14 protein-coding genes and 1 tRNA gene are annotated in these 16293 nt (G+C 36.6%); 12 read left to right on the top strand and 3 right to left on the bottom strand.

Annotated features, from left to right (window positions below):
* The first annotated feature begins 16 nt into the window (after positions 1–16).
* Positions 17–370, top strand: coding sequence for a hypothetical protein (locus tag FLAVO9AF_RS10905; RefSeq protein ID WP_159688353.1), 354 nt, complete (start codon positions 17–19; stop codon positions 368–370).
* A gap of 3 nt (positions 371–373) precedes the next feature.
* On the opposite strand, the gene FLAVO9AF_RS10900 is transcribed toward FLAVO9AF_RS10905, so the two are convergent.
* Positions 374–910: a hypothetical protein gene (locus FLAVO9AF_RS10900; RefSeq protein WP_159688352.1), complete on the bottom strand. Its 537-nt coding sequence runs from the start codon at positions 908–910 to the stop codon at positions 374–376.
* A 115-nt stretch (positions 911–1025) separates the two neighbouring features.
* On the opposite strand from FLAVO9AF_RS10900, the gene FLAVO9AF_RS10895 reads away from it, so the two are divergent.
* Together FLAVO9AF_RS10895 and odhB are read left to right on the top strand one after the other, a co-directional pair.
* Positions 1026–3815 carry a 2-oxoglutarate dehydrogenase E1 component gene (locus tag FLAVO9AF_RS10895; RefSeq protein ID WP_159688349.1) on the top strand — a complete coding sequence of 930 codons (2790 nt, stop codon included), beginning with the start codon at positions 1026–1028 and terminating at the stop codon, positions 3813–3815.
* A gap of 81 nt (positions 3816–3896) precedes the next feature.
* A complete protein-coding gene (odhB, locus tag FLAVO9AF_RS10890) occupies positions 3897–5120 on the top strand; it encodes a 2-oxoglutarate dehydrogenase complex dihydrolipoyllysine-residue succinyltransferase (RefSeq protein ID WP_159688346.1) in 1224 nt (407 codons plus the stop codon).
* 573 nt (positions 5121–5693) lie between these two features.
* Here the strand turns inward: odhB and FLAVO9AF_RS10885 are convergent.
* Complete coding sequence (locus FLAVO9AF_RS10885; protein ID WP_159688342.1) at positions 5694–6140, bottom strand: retropepsin-like aspartic protease; 447 nt, start codon at positions 6138–6140, stop codon at positions 5694–5696.
* A gap of 84 nt (positions 6141–6224) precedes the next feature.
* Between FLAVO9AF_RS10885 and FLAVO9AF_RS10880 the strand changes: the two genes are divergently transcribed.
* The 6 genes from FLAVO9AF_RS10880 to FLAVO9AF_RS10855 all read left to right on the top strand — a co-directional run bounded on the left by FLAVO9AF_RS10880 (position 6225) and on the right by FLAVO9AF_RS10855 (position 11215).
* Positions 6225–6992 (top strand): TatD family hydrolase, encoded by a 768-nt coding sequence (locus FLAVO9AF_RS10880; protein ID WP_159688339.1) that lies wholly within the window; start codon positions 6225–6227, stop codon positions 6990–6992.
* A 66-nt stretch (positions 6993–7058) separates the two neighbouring features.
* On the top strand, positions 7059–8195 hold the full coding sequence (locus FLAVO9AF_RS10875) for a 1-acyl-sn-glycerol-3-phosphate acyltransferase (RefSeq protein ID WP_159691070.1): 1137 nt from the start codon (positions 7059–7061) through the stop codon (positions 8193–8195).
* Entirely contained in the window at positions 8185–9213 is a 1029-nt protein-coding gene (locus tag FLAVO9AF_RS10870) for an asparaginase (protein WP_159688336.1), read from the top strand. Before FLAVO9AF_RS10875 ends, FLAVO9AF_RS10870 begins: the two co-directional genes overlap by 11 nt.
* Before the next feature lie 56 nt (positions 9214–9269).
* Positions 9270–9356, top strand: a tRNA-Ser gene (locus FLAVO9AF_RS10865).
* Positions 9357–9453: 97 nt separating this feature from the next.
* On the top strand, positions 9454–10410 hold the full coding sequence (locus FLAVO9AF_RS10860) for a TIGR01212 family radical SAM protein (RefSeq protein ID WP_159688333.1): 957 nt from the start codon (positions 9454–9456) through the stop codon (positions 10408–10410).
* 106 nt (positions 10411–10516) lie between these two features.
* Positions 10517–11215 carry a porin family protein gene (locus tag FLAVO9AF_RS10855; RefSeq protein ID WP_159688330.1) on the top strand — a complete coding sequence of 233 codons (699 nt, stop codon included), beginning with the start codon at positions 10517–10519 and terminating at the stop codon, positions 11213–11215.
* Here FLAVO9AF_RS10855 and FLAVO9AF_RS10850 read toward each other — a convergent pair.
* Positions 11210–11815 (bottom strand): hypothetical protein, encoded by a 606-nt coding sequence (locus FLAVO9AF_RS10850; protein WP_159688327.1) that lies wholly within the window; start codon positions 11813–11815, stop codon positions 11210–11212. The two genes, FLAVO9AF_RS10855 and FLAVO9AF_RS10850, sit on opposite strands and share 6 nt — an antisense overlap.
* A gap of 156 nt (positions 11816–11971) precedes the next feature.
* Here FLAVO9AF_RS10850 and FLAVO9AF_RS10845 point away from each other — a divergent pair, with 156 nt between their 5' ends.
* From FLAVO9AF_RS10845 to FLAVO9AF_RS10835, 3 genes are all read left to right on the top strand, one after another.
* Positions 11972–14413, top strand: coding sequence for a bifunctional UDP-N-acetylmuramoyl-tripeptide:D-alanyl-D-alanine ligase/alanine racemase (locus FLAVO9AF_RS10845; protein WP_159688324.1), 2442 nt, complete (start codon positions 11972–11974; stop codon positions 14411–14413).
* Positions 14414–14466: 53 nt separating this feature from the next.
* A complete protein-coding gene (mscL, locus tag FLAVO9AF_RS10840; RefSeq protein WP_159688322.1) occupies positions 14467–14847 on the top strand; it encodes a large conductance mechanosensitive channel protein MscL in 381 nt (126 codons plus the stop codon).
* 193 nt (positions 14848–15040) lie between these two features.
* Positions 15041–16030: an aspartate-semialdehyde dehydrogenase gene (locus tag FLAVO9AF_RS10835; protein ID WP_159688319.1), complete on the top strand. Its 990-nt coding sequence runs from the start codon at positions 15041–15043 to the stop codon at positions 16028–16030.
* Positions 16031–16293: the final 263 nt, after the last annotated feature.

Below are 16293 nucleotides of genomic sequence, written 5' to 3'. Positions count from 1 at the left end.
TTCAAATAGTTCTCCTATGTATATAGCTCCCAAAAATGCTGATTTACTATTAACAGAAGCTTCTGTTGAAAATTTGTATTTGAAATTGGTGGAGCAAATTAACAAGGATTTTAATTTGGCCAATGAAGGTATAGATTTTCCAATGAGTATTGCGCCAGAAGAACTCAAAATTCAATTGCAAGAAAAAATATACCGACTAATTCAGTATAAGTTTGCCGAATATTTAAATCTACTCTATATTATTGATGTGCCAGAAAACGAAATCAAGCAACTCGATGGTTCAGATATTGTAGAATTAGCAGGTCAAGTTTCTTTTTTGATTCTGAAAAGAGAATGGCAAAAGGTGTGGTTTAGGAATAACTATCGGTAAATCCTAGAAATAAACCCTCACAAAAGGCATAAAGGCTTCACTGTAAATGCTTTTATTGTCGTCGTGCAATACGTCATAACGAACCCCAAAAGTAACATTGTTGGTTCTATAACCTGCTCCAAAGTATAAAGCGGTGTTCCAAAAATTATCCGAAGCAATGTTGCCAGTTATAGTTCTATAATCGGTATTGAATCGCAATTGTTCTAGTTCTGCTGATAACTGAATTTCTGGAATTGGATTTACCAATCCAATCAAACTTCCACCATATGTATAGGTCTCATAACTATTTTTTGCATTTATATATCCAAATTGCAAACTAGCACCCATTGCGACATAAGGATTGAAATTATAAATAGCACTTGGTGAAATGGAAATGTCAGTAAATCCTGAGCCAAAATTCAATCCAACACCTCCACCAAATTGAATGTTTTTGCTAAAATTATTCGAATTGGATTGTTGCGCATACATCGATTTCGTAAAACTAAAGAGTACAAAAACCAAAATGGCTTTAAAAGCCGTAAAAAAACTATATTTTTTCATAATATTAGGTTTAATTTAACAAAAACAAAGGTAAAAGTAAGCAAAAAAATGAATTAGTTATAACTGTTTATTGTACTTTTGTCGGACTATTTTAAAAATACATTCAAACAATATTATGGATAGGTTTTCATTTTTAAACGCAGCACATACCGAATTTTTTGCACAATTATACGATCAGTATTTAGAGAATCCAGATAGCGTTGAGCCAAGTTGGAGAAGTTTCTTTCAAGGGTTTGACTTTGGAATGACAACTTATAATGAAGAGCAATCTGTTAATCAGGTTGTTACTGCTACTGTTCAAGCTTCTGGCGATTCATGTTCAGTTTCTAACGCTCAAGTTTCTGAGAAATTACAAAAGGAATTTAAAGTAATCAAATTAATTGAAGGTTATAGAACTCGCGGACATTTATTCACGAAAACAAATCCTGTTCGTGATCGTCGTGTCTATTCACCATCATTAGATATTGAAAATTTTGATTTAAAGCCATCTGATTTAGATATTGTTTTTGATGCTGCCAAAGTAATTGGTGTAGCGCCATGTGCATTACGTGAAATTATCGGGCATTTAGAAAAAATCTATTGTCAGCATATTGGTATCGAGTATGTTTATATTCGTAAACCAGAAGTTGTAGAATGGATTCGTCAAAAAATTAGAGTGAATGATAATCAGCCTAATTTTTCTGCTGATGAGAAAAAAGTCATTTTAGAGAAATTAAATCAAGCGGTTTCTTTTGAAAACTTTTTGCATACTAAATATGTAGGACAAAAACGTTTCTCTCTTGAAGGTGGGGAATCAATAATACCTGCTTTGGATACATTGATAGAAAAGGCAGCCGAAAAAGGAGTAGAACAGTTTGTAATGGGAATGGCTCACCGTGGTCGTTTGAATGTTTTAGCTAATATTTTCGGAAAGTCAACTCAAGATATTTTTGGAGAGTTTGATGGTAAAGATTATGATCAAGAATATTTTGATGGTGACGTGAAATACCACTTAGGATTAACAGCCGACAAAGTGACTCGTTCAGGAAAGAAAATCAATATCAATTTAGCTCCAAACCCTTCACACTTAGAGACGGTTGGTGCAGTTATAGAAGGAATAACAAGAGCCAAGCAAGACAAGTATTTTGCGGATGATTTCTCTAAAGTATTGCCAATTGCAGTACACGGTGATGCCGCAATTGCTGGTCAAGGTATATTGTATGAAATCATTCAAATGGCGCAATTGGATGGTTATAAAACCGGAGGAACCATTCATATTGTTATCAACAATCAAGTTGGTTTTACTACCAATTATAATGATGCACGTTCATCAACTTATTGTACGGACGTTGCTAAAGTTACCTTATCTCCAGTTCTACACGTTAATGCTGATGATGCAGAAGCAGTGGTACATGCTATGTCATTTGCGTTAGATTTTAGAATGGAATTTGGTCGTGATGTATTTATTGATTTGTTAGGGTATAGAAAATATGGTCATAACGAAGGAGATGAGCCAAGATTTACGCAGCCGGTTTTATATAAAATCATTGCAAAGCATCAAAATCCAAGAGATATTTATGCTTTAAAATTATTATCTGAAGGGGTAATTGACGCTTCTTATGTTAATGAACTTGAAAAAGAATACAAAGCAGTTTTAGAAAGTAACTTGCAAGCATCTCGTAAAAAAGATTTGACGGTTATTACTCCATTTATGCAAAATGAGTGGACTGGATTTGAACAGGTTTCAGACGATGTAATGTTGCAAAAAGTAGATACGACAGTAGCAAAAGAAACTTTAGATTCAATAATAACAACCGTTTCTACATTACCATCAGACAAGAAATTTATTAACAAGATTACCAAAATTGTTACGGATAGAAAAACGGGCTACGATAATGATACCATCGATTGGGGAACTGCAGAAGCATTAGCCTACGGTACTTTATTGACAGAAGGATATGACGTTCGTATATCTGGACAAGACGTAGAAAGAGGTACTTTTTCGCATCGTCACGCTGTGGTAAAAGTAGAAGATTCAGAAGAAGAGGTGATTTTGTTGAATAATGTAGCCAACAAAAAAGGGAAATTCAATGTTTTTAACTCTTTCCTTTCTGAATATGGTGTTTTAGGTTTTGATTATGGATATGCTTTAGCAAATCCTAATGCCTTGACAATTTGGGAAGCACAATTTGGAGATTTCTCAAATGGTGCACAAATTATGATTGACCAATATATCTCTTGTGGAGAGGACAAATGGAACAACCAAAACGGAATCGTGATGTTATTGCCTCACGGTTACGAAGGACAAGGGGCGGAACATTCTTCTGCAAGAATGGAGCGTTATTTACAATTGTGTGCGCGTCATAATATGTATGTGGCCGATTGTACTACACCAGCGAACTTCTTTCACTTGTTGAGAAGACAAATGAAAACGAAATTCCGTAAGCCATTAATTGTTTTTTCTCCAAAAAGTTTATTACGTGATCCAAGATGTGTTTCTACAGCAGCTGAATTAGCTACTGGAACTTTCCAAGAAACTATTGATGATGCAACAGTAAATAAAGCTGAGGTAAAAACATTAGTTTTCTGTACAGGTAAATTCTATTATGATATTACAGCAGAAAGAGCTAATAACGGTAGAAATGATGTAGCTGTTGTTCGTATAGAACAATTGTTCCCATTGCCAATTGAGCAGTTAAAAGCGATTATCGCTCAATATCCAAATGTAGACGATTATGTTTGGGCACAAGAAGAACCTAAGAATATGGGGGCTTACACATATATGTTAGCTAATTTTGATTTGGTAAAATGGAGATTAGCATCGCTTAAAGCATATGCGGCTCCTGCATCAGGAAGCTATACTCGTGCTAAACGTCGTCACGCAGATGCAATTAGAATGGTATTTGATAAAAATTTATTTAGATAAAAACGTTTGTGGTTTTTAGTTTTTAATAAAAACAAACCAGAAACCATAAGCCTTAAACTACAAACAATAAACTAACAGAAGATGATTTTAGAAATGAAAGTCCCATCACCAGGGGAATCCATCAAAGAAGTAGAAATAGCCACTTGGTTGGTAAAAGATGGTGATTATGTAGAGAAAGATCAAGCGATTGCTGAAGTAGATTCAGATAAAGCTACCTTAGAGTTGCCAGCAGAAGCAAGCGGTGTAATTACCCTAAAAGCTGAAGAAGGTGATGCAGTAGCAGTAGGCGCTATTGTTTGTTTAATTGATACTGGAGCAGCAAAACCATCAGGTGCAGCACCTGTGGCAGCAGCACCAGTAGCCGAAGCTCCAAAAGCAGAGGTAAAAGTTGAAGCTCCAAAAGCAGCTCCAGCAGCTCCAAGTTATGCAGCAGGCACTCCATCGCCAGCCGCTAGAAAAATATTAGACGAAAAAAATATAGCTCCAGAAACCATTGTTGGAACTGGGAAAGCAGGAAGAATCACTAAAGAAGATGCAGTTAATGCAGTACCATCTATGGGAACTCCAACAGGAGGTTCTCGTGGTGTAGAGCGTACCAAATTATCTATGTTGCGTCGTAAAGTATCTGAGCGATTAGTAGCTGCCAAAAACGATACGGCAATGTTGACTACTTTCAACGAAGTAAACATGACGCCTATCAACAACTTGCGTAACGAGTACAAAGATGCTTTCAAAGCAAAACACGGTGGGGTAAGTTTAGGCTATATGTCTTTCTTTACCAAAGCGGTAACTAGAGCGTTGCAATTGTATCCAGACGTCAACTCAATGATGGATGGCGATTACAAAGTGGCCTATGATTTCTGTGATATCTCAATCGCTGTTTCTGGACCAAAAGGTTTAATGGTACCAGTAGTTCGTAATGCAGAAAACTTGACGTTCCGTGGAGTTGAAGCCGAAATCAAACGCTTGGCCTTGAGAGCACGCGACGGACAAATTACTGTAGATGATATGACAGGAGGAACCTTTACCATTACTAATGGTGGTGTTTTTGGTTCAATGTTGTCAACTCCAATTATCAACCCTCCACAGTCAGGAATCTTGGGAATGCACAACATTATCGAGCGTCCAATTGCTGTAAACGGTAAAGTTGAAATTCACCCAATGATGTACGTAGCCCTTTCTTATGACCACCGAATCATCGACGGACGTGAGTCAGTTGGTTTCTTGGTAGCAGTGAAAGAAGCACTAGAAAATCCAGTGGAATTGCTTTGCGATAACAATCCTAAAAAAGCATTTGAGTTGTAGTCAATTCCATTTTAAATACACAAAATCCCAAATTCCAATACTGGTTTTTGGGATTTTTTTATGGAAAAAAGTTATAGTATTTGGTGGCTTAGGAGCAGAAAGATGGGGCTTTTTCAGGAAGCAAAGTCCCGCTCTTCGTTATAATCTTTTGGTGCTGAACCCCAGCCCCAAAAGGATTTCCACTACTATCGGGGCTAGTGAGGGATAAGGGGGCAATTTTTGAGGCATTTTTTATGGATGTTGATGATAATTATAATGAAGTATAGACTTTAACCAAAACTAGTATAGATTTTGGCTAAAGCCCATTCCTATTGAATTCTTGCAAAGAAATAATTTGTTTCACCTGCAAGGTCTTTTTTCAGACCTTGTAGGTGTTTTAACATCGAATACCTACAAGGTTAATGAAACCTTGCAGGAAGTACAAAAAAGCTGATACACAAATAAAAAATGCAACTCCGTTACAATGCTTTTTTGCACCTTACCGCAATAACGATAGGAGCGGCAGCTTTTGCAAAACTTCCATTTAAGGTTTTGCAAAACTATAGCGGATAGCGTGGTGCCTTGGCAATTGCCCTAAAAATCCTGTTTCAAATACAAATAATGATTGTAGTAATCAATAATTCCCTTGCCTTTTAGTAGAATATCGGCGCCAATAATGCCGTGAACGGCTTTGGCTTTGTGTTGGGTGAGCGCTTCGTTGACGTGCGATAAGTCGAAAATCACCAGTGCGGCATCATCATTTTTCCAGCGGCCTAATTGTAGCTTGTTGTCGGTAGAAAGTTGGGTTAGCATTCCAGTGGCGCCTGCACCTGCAGCTTTGGTTTTGGATTTTTTGGCCTTTAACTGAAAGAAATCGATGCCTTCAAAACCCACGCAACTGCTTGAAGCACCTGTGTCGAGTATGAAATTGCCCGCAATGCCATTGATTTTGGCTTTGACCAATAAATGCTGCGTTTTGATGATTTTGAATCGGATTTTTTGGTAGTTTTCGGTTTGTAAGATTGCGTGTAGATTTTCCATAATAAAAGTGCCTTTTCAAAAGTAGCCTAAAAATTTTAAAACTACTAGGTCAAAACGCTAACTTTGTCCTGCAAAAATGATACAATGATACTTACCGATACGCATACCCATTTATATTCTGAAGAATTTGAACAAGACCGAGGCGAAATGATACAACGTGCCATCAAAGCTGGCGTTTCTCGCTTTTTTATTCCAGCTATCGACTCGACTTGTACACAAGCTATGTATGATTTGGAACAGGATTTTCCTGAAAATGTTTTTTTGATGATGGGCTTGCATCCAACTTATGTGAAAGACAATTACCAAGAGGAATTGGCGCACGTAGCCTCAGAACTAGCCAAGCGTAAGTTCTACGCCATTGGTGAAATAGGCATTGATTTGTATTGGGACAAAACACATCTTAAGGAACAACAAATTGCTTTTAGACAACAAATTCAGTGGGCTAAGCAATACAAATTGCCCATAGTGATTCACTGTCGTGAGGCTTTTGATGAAATTTTCGAAATTTTAGAAGAAGAGAAAAGTCCAGAATTATTTGGAATTTTTCACTGTTTTTCGGGAACCTATGAGCAAGCACTTCAGGCCATTTCTTATAATATGTTGTTGGGAATTGGTGGTGTAGTAACGTTTAAAAACGGAAAAATTGACCAGTTTCTAGACCGCATTGATTTACAACACATCGTTCTCGAAACCGATTCGCCTTATTTGGCTCCGATTCCCTTTCGTGGCAAGCGAAACGAAAGCAGTTATGTGGTGAATGTAGCGGCAAAGTTGGCTGAAATTTATAACTTGAGTGTAACCGAAATTGCTCAGATTACAACAGAAAATTCGAAACGGGTATTTGGGATTTAAGCCGAAAAGTACCTTAAGTTTCCGTTTTTTTTTGTTCTTTTGTTCCCATTAAAAATGAAAATCAAAATGCAAAAATTTGACTCCATTCGGCCATTTTATGATACCGAAGTAAACGATGCGCTATCCGATGTGATTCAGCATCCGATGATGAAAGCATTAATGAATTTTTCTTTCCCTGAAGTAGCAGATGAGGTTTGGAAGGAACAACTCAAGAGAACCCACTCTATTCGTGATTTTCAGTGCAATTTTATCTATCAATCGGCACGCAAAATTTTAGAGAAAAGCTCTGAAGGATTGACTACATCTGGATTTGAGCATTTAGAAAAAAACACCTCTTATTTATTTATTTCCAATCACCGAGATATTTTATTAGATACCACCTTGCTCAACGCTACTTTGTTCGAACACGGATTGGTGATGACGGCTTCGGCCATTGGAGATAATTTGGTTAAGAAATCGTTCCTAAAAATATTAGCCAAACTCAATAGAAATTTCTTGGTACTTCGTGGGCTTTCGCCAAGAGAAATGCTGCAAAGTTCTAAGTTGCTTTCTGAATATATGAAGCAGTTGTTGTTGCACGAAAATCGTTCGGTTTGGATTGCGCAACGTGAAGGAAGAACCAAAGACGGAAATGATGCCACCAATCCTGGGGTTTTGAAAATGTTGGGAATGGCTTCGGAGGATAAAAACGTAATGGAGTATTTTAAGAAAATTAAAATTGTTCCTGTTTCTATTTCGTATGAATACGACCCAACCGATGTCCTAAAAATGCCACAATTGATGGCAGAAGCGAATAATGAAATCTATGTTAAAGAGAAAAACGAAGATTTTCAGAATATTTTGAGTGGCGTTTTAGGGCAAAAAAAGCGCATTCATATTCATATTGGAAAAGTTATTGATTCCGAAATTGATACTATTGTAGCCAATGAGGAAAATGCCAACAAGCAAGTATTAGCCTTGGCACAAACCATAGACGATGCAATTTTGACGAACTATAAATTATGGCCAACGAATTTTATCGCTTACGATATTTTGCATAAAACGAATCAATATTCACATTTGTACACGGAGAATGAGAAATCGTTATTCGAGCGTCGTTTAGAAATGCGAATCGACCACGATAATCCAGTTCTTTTAGAGGGCTTTTTATCAATGTATTCAAATCCAGTAGTTAATAAATTAAAATATACCGATGCACTCTAATACCAAAATACTTTTGATTTATACCGGTGGAACGATTGGTATGCAAAAGGATTTTGAGACAGGTGCGCTCAAAGCCTTCAATTTTAGTAAGCTTTTGCAACGCGTTCCAGAATTGAAATTATTGGATTGTGCTATTGAAACTATTTCTTTTGAAAATCCTATCGACTCATCAAATATAAGTCCTGCAAGCTGGGTAGCAATAGCCGAAGTCATCGAGCAAAACTATGCTGCTTTTGATGGTTTTGTGGTATTACACGGCTCAGATACAATGTCGTATTCTGCCTCGGCATTGAGTTTTATGTTGGAGAATTTAGGGAAACCAGTGATTTTTACTGGCTCTCAATTACCTATTGGAGATTTGAGAACCGATGCTAAAGAAAACTTGATTACCGCTATACAAATTGCATCCTTGCAAGAAAATGGGAAGCCAGTGATTACAGAAGTCGGTTTGTATTTTGAATACAAATTGTACCGTGGTAATCGTACAACGAAGATTAGTGCTGAGCATTTTAATGCATTTACTTCACCTAATTATCCTTTCTTAATTGAATCAGGAGTGCATTTAAAGGTCAACAAAGATTTATTGTTGTCTTTGGATGAAAACCAACCTTTGTGCGTTCATAAGGTGTTTGATAACAATGTGGTGATTATAAAAATGTTTCCGGGTATCAATCAAAAAGTATTGGAAACATTGGTACATATTCCTGATTTAAAAGGTATTGTTCTGGAGACCTATGGTTCTGGAAATGCGCCTACAGAGGAATGGTTTATTGAGTTACTACAACAAGCTATTATTTCGGGTATACATATTATCAACGTTACACAATGTTCTGGTGGAAGTGTCAATATGGGGAAATACGAAACGAGTTCAGAGCTGAAAAAGATTGGCGTTATTTCTGGAAAAAACTGTACGACAGAGGCAGCCATTACTAAGTTAATGCATCTTTTGGGGCAGAACATTCCAGATTCTGATTTTAAAAATACCTTCGAAAATGCAATACGAGGAGAAATGGGATAATAATTACTTTTTCCTTTTCTAACTCGTTTTTTTTTATGTTATTTGCAATCCCAATTAGAGAGGTGTCCGAGTGGTTGAAGGAGCTAGCCTGGAAAGCTAGTATATGGGTAACTGTATCGAGGGTTCGAATCCCTTCCTCTCTGCAAAAATGAAATTGAAGCTTCCTGTAAAAAGGAGGCTTTTTTTATTTAACACCATCGCTACAAGTAGCCACTCCCTAAAAATGAGTATTTTTGCAATATGGGAACAAATGGTAAAGCTGATAGAAAAGGCTATAACAATTATGGTACTTTTCTACGGGATAAATACAACGGACAAAAGGTATACAAAGTAATTGTAGACGCTGGTTTTAGTTGCCCAAACCGAGATGGAAGCAAAGGGTTTGGAGGTTGTACCTATTGCAACACCGATTCATTTACCCCAGAGCTTTCCCGTAAATTACCCAGCATTACAGAGCAAGTGCTACAAGGCATAGAACGAGCCAAAAAAGCCTATAAAGCCGAACGATTTATCATTTACTTTCAGCCCAATACCAATACGTATGGGACGGTGGAGTATTTGAAAAAATGCTATGACGAAGCCTTAGCTGTTGCGCCTGATGTGATAGTTGGGTTGTCGGTAGGAACTCGTCCAGATTGTCTCGATGCTGATAAAGTTGCCTTGCTAGAATCGTATTATGACCGATGGGATGTAGATGTCGAAATGGGAATGGAGTCCATATATGATACCACTTTGCAGCAAATCAACAGAGGATGTTCTCATCAAGAATTTGTTGATGCCGTAGCGCTTTTTGCTAATAGTCCTATTGATTTGTGTATACATACTGTGTTTGGTTTTCCCGGAGAAACAAACGAAATGATGTTGCAATATGTTCACGAAATTAATCGGTTTCCTCAAATAAAATTTGTCAAATTCCATCATCTGCATATCGTAGAAGGTTCTATTCTTGGTGTGCATTACAAACGAAATCCCTTTCCTCTCTTTACTTTAGAAGAATATACTAATTTACTGTGTCAATTGATTCCATTGTTGCGACCCGATATCATCATTCAGCGCTTGTTTGGTATTTCAGATTGGGATTTGCTTATCGCCCCGAATTGGGGACTAAAGAAAACATTGATTCAAAATTATATGGATAAGGAGATTGCTAATCGAAATATAATTCAAGGCGCTGCGTATGATTTTCAAAACCAATAGAAGTTGGTAATTGTACATCGCAATCATTTTGAGTGCAAAGTAGTATATTTGTGTTTTGGCAAAGCCAATGAATAAGTCTTGGTCATTCATTTTAACTTCTTGTAGTATGCGCGTTTTTATCTTTCTTTTTGTTTTTTTATCTGGGAGTTTGGCTTTTGCTCAAGATGTGACTGGTAATGAAGAAAAACCTAGGGTCAAAATAGATTCTTTGTATCGAGAGGACCAGTTTTACATTGGAATTACGTACAATACTATGGTCAATGGTCCAAAAGATTATTCAAAAGATAAAATATCTACAGGTTTTACGGGCGGTTTTTTACGCGATATGCCTGTAAACAAAAACAGGACTTATGCTATTGCTGCAGGACTTGGATTGACCTACAATAATTACAATCATAACTTTGGAGTGTCTGGCACCAATCAATCACCCAATTATGCTATTTTGGGAGACGGAACTTATAGCACAAACCGATTCACAACGCTTACTGCCGATTTACCTATTGAGTTCAGGTGGCGCGCTTCTACCTTTGAAAGCACCAAGTTTTGGCGCATTTACGCAGGTTTTAAATTCAGTTATTTGCTGTATGACCGTAATGTTTATGATGCCACACTAGCCAATATAATTATCCGAAACAATACCGATTTGAATAAATTGGGCTATGGAGTCTACTTGGCATCGGGTTACAATACCTTAAATGTTTATGTGCATTATGGCGTAAATTCCTTATTTAAATCAGGACAAGTTGGTACTGAAAAAGTACAACTACGAAGTCTTAATCTTGGGTTGATTTTTTACATTTTATAACCAAACGACCAAGAGCAACAACTGAGGAATACTTCCCGACAAAAAGCCAATAATCAACTCCTTTGGCGTGTGCGCTTGCATCACCAATCTCGAGGAAGCGATAACGCCATTCATAAAAATTAAAAAAGGAACAATTAGTGGAAAATGTTCCGGATGATGCAAATGTAATCCCGTTACAAATACTGTCAGCGAACTAAATGCAAGCATATGAATACTCGCTTTTATTTTTGCAAAAAGCAACAAAAGCGCAATTAAAGTGCTCATCAAGGCTGCCAAAAAGAAGAAATGCAATTCAAAATAGCGGTCAATGGTGATGCTTCTTTTCACTAATAGAATGAATAAAAAACTCTGAAGCACCAAAGGAATTTTTCGTTGACCTAAGTCGTAAGCCATCACCGAATCTATCTTATTAAGTGTTTTTAATAAAAAATAAATAAGGATTGGAACAATAACGGTCAGTATTGTGATTTGTAATAAAACAAATCCTTTTTCTTTTAGTTGAAATAGTGTTTCGTTATAATAGAAATAAAACAAGGTCGCCATCAGCGGAATAAAGACCGGATGGAATAGGTACGAAAAGAAAGGAAGTATTTTTTTCAAAGCATTTGGGTTTTCATTTACAAATATATCTAAAATAGCTTTTTGCTTCTTTTTTTTAACGTAGCAAGAAATATGAGAGAACTTCGTTAAATAAAATTAAAACCACGGTTCGGATTAGTTGTGTTTTACTAATTTTACTTTCAAACCCAATGCCTGATGAATCTTACAATTGCTACGATTTCAAAACAAATAAATGCCTCGTTCGAAGGTGATGCTTCCTTACTTATTGATGCTATTTCTATCGATAGCCGTTCCTTACAAAACGGACCGCATACTTTGTTTTTTGCTTTAATTGGTCCCAATAACGATGCGCATTCGTATATGATTGATTTAATCCAGCAAGGCGTTACTCATTTTGTAGTGCAGTACATTCCTGAGAATTGTGTAGGAAAAGCTCAATTTTTGGTAGTTCAAAATACTTTAACGGCCTTACAAGAATTGGCGAGTTATCATCGTAGTTTGTTCCATTTTCCAGTAATAGGAGTCACGGGTAGTAATGGGAAAACCATTGTAAAAGAATGGCTCAATTTCTTGCTAAGTCCCGATTATTCTATCATTCGTAGTCCCAAAAGTTACAATTCACAAGTAGGCGTTCCTTTGTCTGTGTTGGCGATTGCCAAGCAACATAATTTCGGAATTTTCGAAGCTGGAATTTCTACGGTAAATGAGATGTCACATTTAGAAAAAATCATTCAGCCCACGCTTGGGATTTTGACAAATATTGGTTCGGCTCACGACGAAGGGTTTTCTTCTATTGGTGAAAAAATTAAAGAAAAATTACAGCTTTTTAAACACTGTGATTTGTTGATTTATAATAAAAATAAAACCATCGATGCGTTTTTGAAACCGACATTGAAAACCTTTTCTTGGAGTTTCAAAGACCCTACTGCAAATGTTTTTATTCAAAAATCAAGCATTTTAGATAAAACCAAACTGCATATTCAATTAGAATCGTATGCTTTTGATATCATCATTCCTTTTCAAGATGATGCTTCTATCGAAAATGCGATTCATTGTTTGATGGTTCTCTTGCATTTGGGTTATGATAGGGTAACTATCGAACATCGAATGTATTTGTTGTATCCTGTCGAAATGCGACTAAAGGTCAAAGACGGTATCAATAGTACCACAATCATAGATGATAGTTACAGTTCCGATTTTCAGTCTTTAAAAATTGCGTTGGATTTCTTAGAAAGTCAAAAACAGTACAAGAAAAAAACATTGATTTTGTCGGATATTTTTCAAAGCGGATTGTCGAACGAAGAGTTATATTCCAAAGTTTCGCAGCTTGTTATTTCGAACAAAATCAATCGTGTAATTGGCATCGGAACGACCATAACCGCTTTTAAACACAAATTTGTCAATTGCATTACGTATCCTACTACAGCCGATTTTTTAGCTCAGTTGGACAATGCTACTTTTGGCAATGAAACGATTTTAATCAAAGGCGCACGTAGTTTTCATTTCGAAGATATTGTTTTGGCACTCGAGGAGAAAACACACGAAACGGTTTTAGAAATCAACCTCAATGCCATTAGTCACAATCTTAATTTCTTCCGTTCTAAGTTACAACCGTCTACCAAAATGATGGTTATGGTCAAAGCATTTGGATACGGAAATGGAGGTTTTGAAATTGCCAAATTATTAGAACACCACCAAGTAGATTATTTAGGCGTGGCTTTTGCCGATGAGGGAATTGCCTTGAAAACAGCAGGAATTCATCTGCCGATTATGGTATTGAATCCTGAGTCGACGAGTTTTTCTGCGATAATTCAACATCAATTAGAACCCGAAATTTATAGTTTGAAAGGCTTGCGTTCCTTTTTGAAAATTGCCGAACAAAAGAAACTAAAGCACTTTCCGATTCATATCAAACTCGATACGGGTATGCACCGATTGGGCTTTGAGAAAGATACCATCGAGGAATTAATCACGATTCTCAAAGGGAATACATTAGTTTCTGTAAAAAGTATATTGTCGCATTTGGCAACCAGTGATGACCTAAATCATCAAGCTTTTGTTGAATCCCAAATTGAGTTGTTCGAAAATTTATCCAGCCGATTGATGGCGGAGTTGAATATTCAGCCCATTCGTCATATTTTGAATACTTCGGGGATTAGTAATTTTCCGAAAGCGCAATACGATATGGTACGTTTAGGCATTGGTTTGTATGGTGTTTCTAATGATGCCGAAGAACAAAAAGAATTAGAAAATGTGAGTACACTCAAATCGGTTATCTCACAAATCCGAACGATTCCAGCAGGGGATTCTGTAGGATATGGTCGTCGTTTTATGGCTGAGAAATCTACCAAAGTGGCTACAATTCCTATTGGCTATGCCGACGGAATAGCACGACTTTGGGGAAATGGAGTAGGGTATGTGTCGATTCATCATCAAAAAGCAACCATTATCGGAAGCGTTTGTATGGATATGTTAATGGTAGATGTTACGGCTATTGATTGTCAAGAAGGCGATGCTGTAATCATTTTTGGCGAAAGCCCAACTGTAATGGAAATGGCCGAAAAGCTGCATACGATTCCCTACGAGATCTTGACTAGTATTTCCCAACGCGTTAAAAGGGTGTTTTACAGAGAATAAAATTCAACTAATTTTATTTACATTTGTTTGTATAAACTAAACTTAGAACTATTATGGGAATGATTTCAGAATTTAAAGATTTTATTGCTAAAGGCAACGCGATGGATTTAGCAGTAGGAGTTATCATAGGTGGTGCTTTTGGTGCTATTGTTAATTCTTTGGTAGCAGATGTCATCACGCCAGCTTTGTTAAATCCAGCTTTAAAAGCAGCTCAAGTGGAAGATTTAGCCGGTCTAAAAACTGATGGAGGTATTTTGTACGGTAAATTTTTAGCAGCTATTATTAGTTTCTTGGTGATTGCTTTTGTTATTTTTTTGATGGTAAAAGCGATTAACAGTATGAAGAAAAAAGAAGAAGTTCCAGCTCCAGCAGCTCCAGCTGGTCCAACTCAAGAAGAATTATTGACTCAAATTAGAGATTTATTAAAGAAATAATTCCGCTACACTAGTGTCTAACTTAACCGTCTCTTTTCCCAAAAAAGAGGCGGTTTTTTTGTGACTCTAAAGTAGAAAATAAGCATATTGTTTAAAATATAACAATTTGTTAAAAATTGTGAATCGTGTTGTTTTCTTTATCAGATTACGTACTTTTGTGGCTCAATAATAAGACACTATAAATTTATATACAATGAGAATAGCAGTTGTAGGTGCTACCGGAATGGTAGGCGAAATCATGTTGAAAGTATTAGCAGAGCGTAATTTTCCAGTAACCGAGTTGATCCCTGTTGCTTCAGAAAAATCAGTAGGAAAAGAAATAGAATTCAACGGAAAAAAATATAAAGTAGTAGGATTGCAAACGGCAGTAGATTTAAAAGCAGATATTGCTTTGTTTTCTGCTGGAGGAGGAACTTCTTTGGAATGGGCTCCAAAATTCGCAGCTGCAGGCACTACTGTAATTGATAATTCTTCAGCTTGGAGAATGGATCCAACCAAAAAATTAGTGGTTCCAGAAATCAATGCCAACCAATTAACTAAAGAAGACAAAATCATTGCTAATCCAAATTGTTCAACTATCCAGATGGTATTGGCTTTGGCACCTTTACATCAAAAATACAACATTAAACGTGTTATTGTTTCTACCTATCAGTCTATCACTGGTACGGGTGTAAAAGCTGTACAACAATTCGAAAATGAAGTAGCTGGAATTGAAGGCGAAATGGTGTACAAATACAAAATTAATCGCAATTGTATTCCTCAATGTGATAGTTTCGAAGACAATGGTTATACCAAAGAAGAAATGAAATTGGTAAACGAAACCAAAAAAATCTTAAGCGACGATTCTATCAAAGTTACTGCAACTGCTGTTCGTGTACCAGTTGTTGGGGGACATAGCGAAGCGGTGAATGTTGAATTCACTAATGATTTTGATGTGGCTGAGGTGCGTAACATTTTACACCATACTGATGGAGTAGTGGTTCAAGACAACTTGGATACGTTTACTTATCCAATGCCTCGTTATGCTGAAGGAAAAAATGAAGTTTTTGTTGGTAGAATTCGTCGTGACGAAAGCCAAGACAATACTTTGAATATGTGGATTGTGGCTGATAACTTGAGAAAAGGAGCTGCGACGAACACCATTCAAATCGCAGAGTACTTAATCGCTGCGAACTTAGTTTAAAACACTATAACCCACAACACAACCGGAACCGCTTCTAATTGGAGCGGTTTTTTTATGCTAGAGTAATTTGAGAAACATTTATGATTTCAAACAAATTATAAGATTTTTTACTCAAAGTAACCGTATTGAGATATAAACGGTTTCATCTAAACGCCACGGGAGAAGTGTATAATTTTGACATTCTCTTTCTATCCGAATGGTAAAGACTATCCTTTTTATCTGAAACCTTACTTTAAATCTTGTAGAATCTAGGTTTAAAAGGG

Source organism: Flavobacterium sp. 9R, from assembly GCF_902506345.1.
In the GTDB taxonomy this organism is placed as follows: domain Bacteria; phylum Bacteroidota; class Bacteroidia; order Flavobacteriales; family Flavobacteriaceae; genus Flavobacterium.
This window is presented reverse-complemented; position numbering and strand designations above follow the sequence as displayed.